Source organism: Streptomyces alanosinicus, from assembly GCF_014650595.1.
GTDB lineage: Bacteria > Actinomycetota > Actinomycetes > Streptomycetales > Streptomycetaceae > Streptomyces > Streptomyces alanosinicus.
Window position 1 is genome coordinate 1 of sequence record NZ_BMVG01000095.1, and the last position, 5168, is coordinate 5168.

Annotated in this window: 6 protein-coding genes; 4 read left to right on the forward strand and 2 right to left on the reverse strand. The window is 64.7% G+C overall.

The window, feature by feature from the left end; all coding sequences use genetic code 11:
* The coding region (locus IE277_RS48685; RefSeq protein WP_229882587.1) for a hypothetical protein at positions 1-196 on the reverse strand (196 nt) is incomplete at its 3' end.
* Positions 197-273: 77 nt separating this feature from the next.
* Between IE277_RS48685 and IE277_RS46110 the strand changes: the two genes are divergently transcribed.
* On the forward strand, positions 274-825 hold the full coding sequence (locus IE277_RS46110; RefSeq protein WP_189960056.1) for a hypothetical protein: 552 nt from the start codon (positions 274-276) through the stop codon (positions 823-825).
* 109 nt (positions 826-934) lie between these two features.
* Here the strand turns inward: IE277_RS46110 and IE277_RS46115 are convergent, their stop codons facing one another.
* Positions 935-1294: a nuclear transport factor 2 family protein gene (locus IE277_RS46115; protein WP_229882588.1), complete on the reverse strand. Its 360-nt coding sequence runs from the start codon at positions 1292-1294 to the stop codon at positions 935-937.
* 200 nt (positions 1295-1494) lie between these two features.
* Between IE277_RS46115 and IE277_RS46120 the strand changes: the two genes are divergently transcribed.
* The 3 genes from IE277_RS46120 to IE277_RS46130 all read left to right on the forward strand — a co-directional run bounded on the left by IE277_RS46120 (position 1495) and on the right by IE277_RS46130 (position 4817).
* On the forward strand, positions 1495-2013 hold the full coding sequence (locus IE277_RS46120; protein WP_229882589.1) for a TetR/AcrR family transcriptional regulator: 519 nt from the start codon (positions 1495-1497) through the stop codon (positions 2011-2013).
* A gap of 464 nt (positions 2014-2477) precedes the next feature.
* Positions 2478-3848: a ParB/RepB/Spo0J family partition protein gene (locus IE277_RS46125; RefSeq protein ID WP_189960059.1), complete on the forward strand. Its 1371-nt coding sequence runs from the start codon at positions 2478-2480 to the stop codon at positions 3846-3848.
* A 60-nt stretch (positions 3849-3908) separates the two neighbouring features.
* Complete coding sequence (locus IE277_RS46130) at positions 3909-4817, forward strand: ParA family protein (RefSeq protein WP_189960060.1); 909 nt, start codon at positions 3909-3911, stop codon at positions 4815-4817.
* Positions 4818-5168: the final 351 nt, after the last annotated feature.

A 5168-nucleotide genomic window follows, 5' to 3' on the forward strand; every position in this document is an offset into this window, starting at 1 on the left:
AACTGAGCAGGTTTGGCGACCCAGAGATCACAGAGTGGGGAAATTCAGAGAGCGCCATCAGCGACGGGACACGACTGTCCGTTGCCAATGAACCCAGCCCGTTTGTCACCGAACCCAGTCGTTGCGGCGGAGGCGAACGGCCGGCCAGGCGCATCGTCTCGGAGGATGACCGTGCTTCCGTCGCCTGGCTGGTCACGCTGCCCGGGTCTCGTGCCGGCGGCTCAGACAAGTGCGCCTTGCAGGCTGACGAAGAGCGTCGGGGGGTGACTGAGGATGAGTCACATGAGCTTTCACCCGTCCTTCTCTTCCGCCGTATCCGTAGCGACGCCGCCCCGTTGGGCGGTCTGGGCCGCGCACCTGACCACGCTGGTGGTCCTGCCGAGCGGGCTGTGGCGCATCGCCATGGTGCTCGGATACCCCGGCGGTTACACAGAGACGGGTTTTGGGCCCTTCGAGACGTTCGGGGCCAAGGCGTGGATGCTGGCGCTCAGCGTACTCAGTGAACTGGTCGCCTTCCTGACGATCGGCCTGGTGCGGCCGTGGGGCGAGGTTGTTCCGCATTGGATGCCGTTGATCGGAGGGCGAAGTGTTCGTCCCATGGCCGTCGTCGTCTCCGCTGCCCTCGGCGCAGCGGCTCTGACCGTGATCTGGGCCAACGTCCCCTGGTGGTGGACGTATCCGCACGAGGACATGACGCCCACCGGAAACCTTGTCGTCGGCATCCTCTACCAGCCGTTGGTCCTCTGGGGCCCGCTGACAGCAGCCGTCACCCTCTCCTACTACCGCCGCCATCGCACCGCATGGCGCCGGGGGCCGGCCAGCTGAGAAACCCGACGTCTGTCGGGCGGCTGGGTTCGGTGACAAACGGGCTGGGTTCATTGGCCACGGACACCGACTCGTCTCAGGTGAGGCTGTCGCTGTACTGGTTGGGCCATCACTTTCTGGCGCTTGCGACGCCCAAGCCGTCCATGTAGTCGCGGACTCGCGTGATCAGTCCGTTGCGGACGTGGAGTATCAGGAGGCCGGGGACGGTGAACGTGGTGGCCTTGGTCGGCAGCGTTCCCACCACGACATGCTCGGCGACGATCACTTCGGGATCGGCGGTTTCGTAGGCCGCGACCCTCCTGACTTCCTCCACCTGGACGGGGCTGGCGCCCCAGGCTGCCCTGTAGCCGGCGCGCACGGCCTCACGTCCTTCGAAGCTCGGGGGGAAGCCGGGTGAGGAGAACGGGAACTCGTGCACCGCGTCGATGGTGTAGAGATCGGCGAGATCGTCCGGGGACTTGTCGAGCATGGCTTGGTAGTAGCAGGTCAGCACTTCGTGAGGGGTGCGAGCAGCAGGTGTATCCAGAGGTGACACGGGGGCTATTCCATTCGCTCAACACTTGTTGACCCAATCACCGTAGGTTCGGCCGGGCGTTCGGTCAACGGCTGTAGAGTGAATCGGTGTCTACTTCTCGCCAGTCCCGTGCCGACCGACGCCGAGCGACCGAGGTGCGCATCCTCGACAGCGCTCGGGAGTTGTTCGCCGAGAAGGGATTCGAGCGCACCACCATTCGCGCCGTGGCGGCTGCGGCGAGCGTCGATCCGGCTCTGGTCATGCAGTACTTCGGTTCGAAGCGGGAGCTGTTCAGCCAAGCCGTGAAGGTGGTCCCCGCCCCGCTGACGGCTACTGATACCGACGAGCTCGTCGATCAGTTGCTGGCCTCGCTCGGCCTCAAGCTCGGCGGTCTTCCTGAGGGCGCGTTGGCGATGATGCGGTCCATGCTCACCGACCAGGCTGCAGCCGATCACGTCCGTGTCTCCCTCGGCCGGCAGATCGACAGTGTCGGTGCCGCCCTGCCTGCTGCCGAGGATCCACAACTGCGTGCCGCGCTGGTTGTCACCGCGTTGCTCGGCGTGACCATCGGCCACCAGCTCCTCGGCGTGACCGCGCTTCGTGAGGTCCCTGCGGATCACATAGCCGCATTGCTCCGCCCGGCCATCAAGGTCCTGGCAGGACCGCCGGGGTGAACTCAATGCCCCCGTTGCTCGGAATGTGAGCAGGCTGTACTCAGACTCAGCAGCGGTAGTAGGGGTGGAGCGGGCTCCATCGTGCTTCCGCGTCGGCTTCATCGGGCTGGCGCGGTGGCGGGAGGGTTTCGCGGGGGAAGAACGCGTCGTAGATCCTCGGGCTTCGGTGGAAGGCGACGAACTTGTGGGTGGAGAAATGTCGCTCAACCCACTGGATCAGAGGGTCCGTGCGCTCCTTGGGGACGTAGCCGAGAAGGCTGTTGCGGACGGTGATCTGCTCGACGAGCTCAACCGCGCGACTAGTTGAGTGGGACAGGACACCGGTCGGTAGCAAGAGGGCAACAACTATGCTCCGTGTGGGTTGCCTATTCCGACGGAATACAGTCTCGGCGGCGAAGCCCTGGCCCCTGGAACGCTAGGGTCACGTTGTAGTCCAGCAACCACACGCCACAGGAGCAACTCTCATGGCCGGAGCCTCCGGGCCCACGATGACCTTCGGCAGCAAGAAGAAGAGGCGCAGCATCTGGGACGCCCCCGACGCTGCGGAGATCATCGAAATCCCGCTCGGGCAACTCCACCCCAATCCCTTCAACCCACGACTCGTCTTCAACGACGAAGACATCGAGCAACTGCGGTCGTCCATCGCTGCTGAAGGCGGGCTCCTCCAGGACCTGTCGGTCGCCGAGGCGACACCGTTTCTGGAGTACTGGCGCGAGCGTCTGGCAGACACGGAACCCGAACTGCTCCCCCGGCTGGACGAAGAGCTTGGCTCCGTACCCTCTGGCGACTACGTGATTCTCATCGGGCACAACCGAAGGATCGCGCTGGAGCGAGCCAGCAAGCAGACAGCCCCTTGCAAGATCACAAACTCCAAGATTCCACGGGCCAGGCTACTTGGATTGCCGGAGAACCTACGGCGGGTTCCCCTCAACCCGATCGAAGAGGCTATCGCGTTTCGAGGCGCGAGCAAGGACGGACTGACGCAGACTGAGATCGCTGAACAGACAGGGAGCAAGCAGCCTCACATCTCTCGACGTCTCAAGCTGCTCAAGCTTCCACAGGAAGTGCAGCAGGCGATCATGGACGGCCTTGCTGTTACCGAGGCGGAGATCCTGCTCGACCGCCTCTCAACAGAGGAACACCAACTGCAGGCCTGGCTCATCATGAAGGACGAAGGAATCAAGGCAGCCTTCGCCGCCGCCAGGGTCCTTTCGGCACCTGCATCCAAGCCCTCCGAGCCCAAGGCCAAGCCGACTCGTGCTCTCCCGCAGCAGCAGACCCAGTCCCCGGACGAGACAGGGTCTGAAAAGGCCATGGAGACGGGCGCCCGCGCCCAAACAGCCAAGCCCCATCCCGCAGAACCGGGGAACGGCGAGCATCGCACCGAGCACGCCCACACTGACGCGCAGACAGACCCGGAAGCCACCCCGAGCAGCGACGCGGCACGACTGCGCGTGCAAGCCTGCCGCACCCTTGTAGAAATGGGCGTTCCTTCCAACCCCAGGCAGACTCTGCGTCTCCTCGCCCCCGCCCTCCTTGCTGTTCCAAGCCAGAGCGCACGCGAGACCGCCTGCCAGTGGATGCGGTCAGCCGTCAACCCCATGGGATCGAATACAGCAGAGCCGGAGAAGTACTTCACGGCGGTGGCCGAGTCCAGCGACGCCAGGCTGACCGCTCATGTGGCCTTGGCTATCGCGTTGGCCATCGCAGAGGAGCGCGCCTCGGACGACAGCCGGCACTGGGACGCCCAGGACCGTGAGTACCTTGGCCACCTCCAGTCCACCGTCAACTACCAGCCCACCGACTGGGAGCTGGACCGCCTCGGTGGCAAATAGAGGCAGGACCGTATTCCGTCGGAATACCAGCAGAGCCCAGCACCACCCCCAGGAGAGCCAGTGCCAACCTCCGAGAACTCCGCGAGCGCCCCGGACGAAACCCGGATCATCGCGTCCACCGTCATCGCCGGTGGAGCCGGCAAGACCCAGGCCACCATCAACCTCGCCGTCGAAGCCGCCGGACGAGGACACTCCGTGGCAGTCTTCGACTTCGACCCCCAGCGCACCGCATCCCACATCCTCGGCTACCAAGACCCACCCGACGGCCAGCCGACGATCTTCGACGTCCTGCAGGGAACACACACCCTCGAAGAAGCCGTCGTCCCGGCCCGCTACCGCATCGGTGACGGCGAAGAAGACACGGCATTCCGCCACATCCCCAACCTCGACCTCATCTTGGGCACGACTGAGATGGCGGATGCCGAAGTCAACCTCGGACTCGACCCCGCCGGCGTGCTCTGGCTGCAGAATGTCCTCGACGAGCAACTGCCCGCAGGACGATGGGACATCCTGTTCTTCGACTGCGGCCCGACCCTCGGCATTCTCCTGCTGTCGATCGCCATGGTCGGCCCGGAGATCATCGGATGCGTGGCTGACGAGTTCAAATACATCATCGGCTTGCAAGACCTCGAAGAGACCCTGGACAAGGGTGTACGCAAGTTCCGCCGCTTCGGCTTCAAGACAGAGGTCCAGCACATCCTCGCCACGAACATCCCCTTGGACGCGGAAGGTAAAGTTCGGCGCAGCGGCGGAGCCGTCGCAGACGATGCCATGAAGGCCATCCGCAGCAACCCGGAATGGCTGCCCAAGCTCCTCCCGATCGTCCGACGCAAGCAGCGCTTCAAGGACACCATCGTCACTCAGCGCCCCCTACGTTTCCTCGACCCCCGCAACGAGGCACTGGAAGACATCGCCGCGATCGCGGACGCTCTCAGGATCAAGCGCCTCAACTCCACCAGGAAGCGCTAGCAGGGTATTCCGACGGAATGCTGTGCCGGCCCTTCCTCGGGCCGGGCGCCCTGACTCTGTCGCAGGCACGGCGTCCAACCCGGGCGCCCCCTGGCGCAGCGCTTCGTAGATCACTGTTTGTAGACGATCTCCCCAGAGCTGGTCCCGATGAGCCACACCCCGTGCACATCGTGGGAGTGTGAGAACCGCTCAGTCGTGTGGTTCGTGTAGGGGAGTGGGACGTGGCTGCGGGCAAGAGTGCGGTACCCCAGCTGACCCGAGCACATCGGGTCCTCATCGGTGCGGTGGTGGCCGGCGCCTTGATCATCGCCGGGATCGGCTTCGCCGGCTCGTACGCGGCCGTCCGTGAGC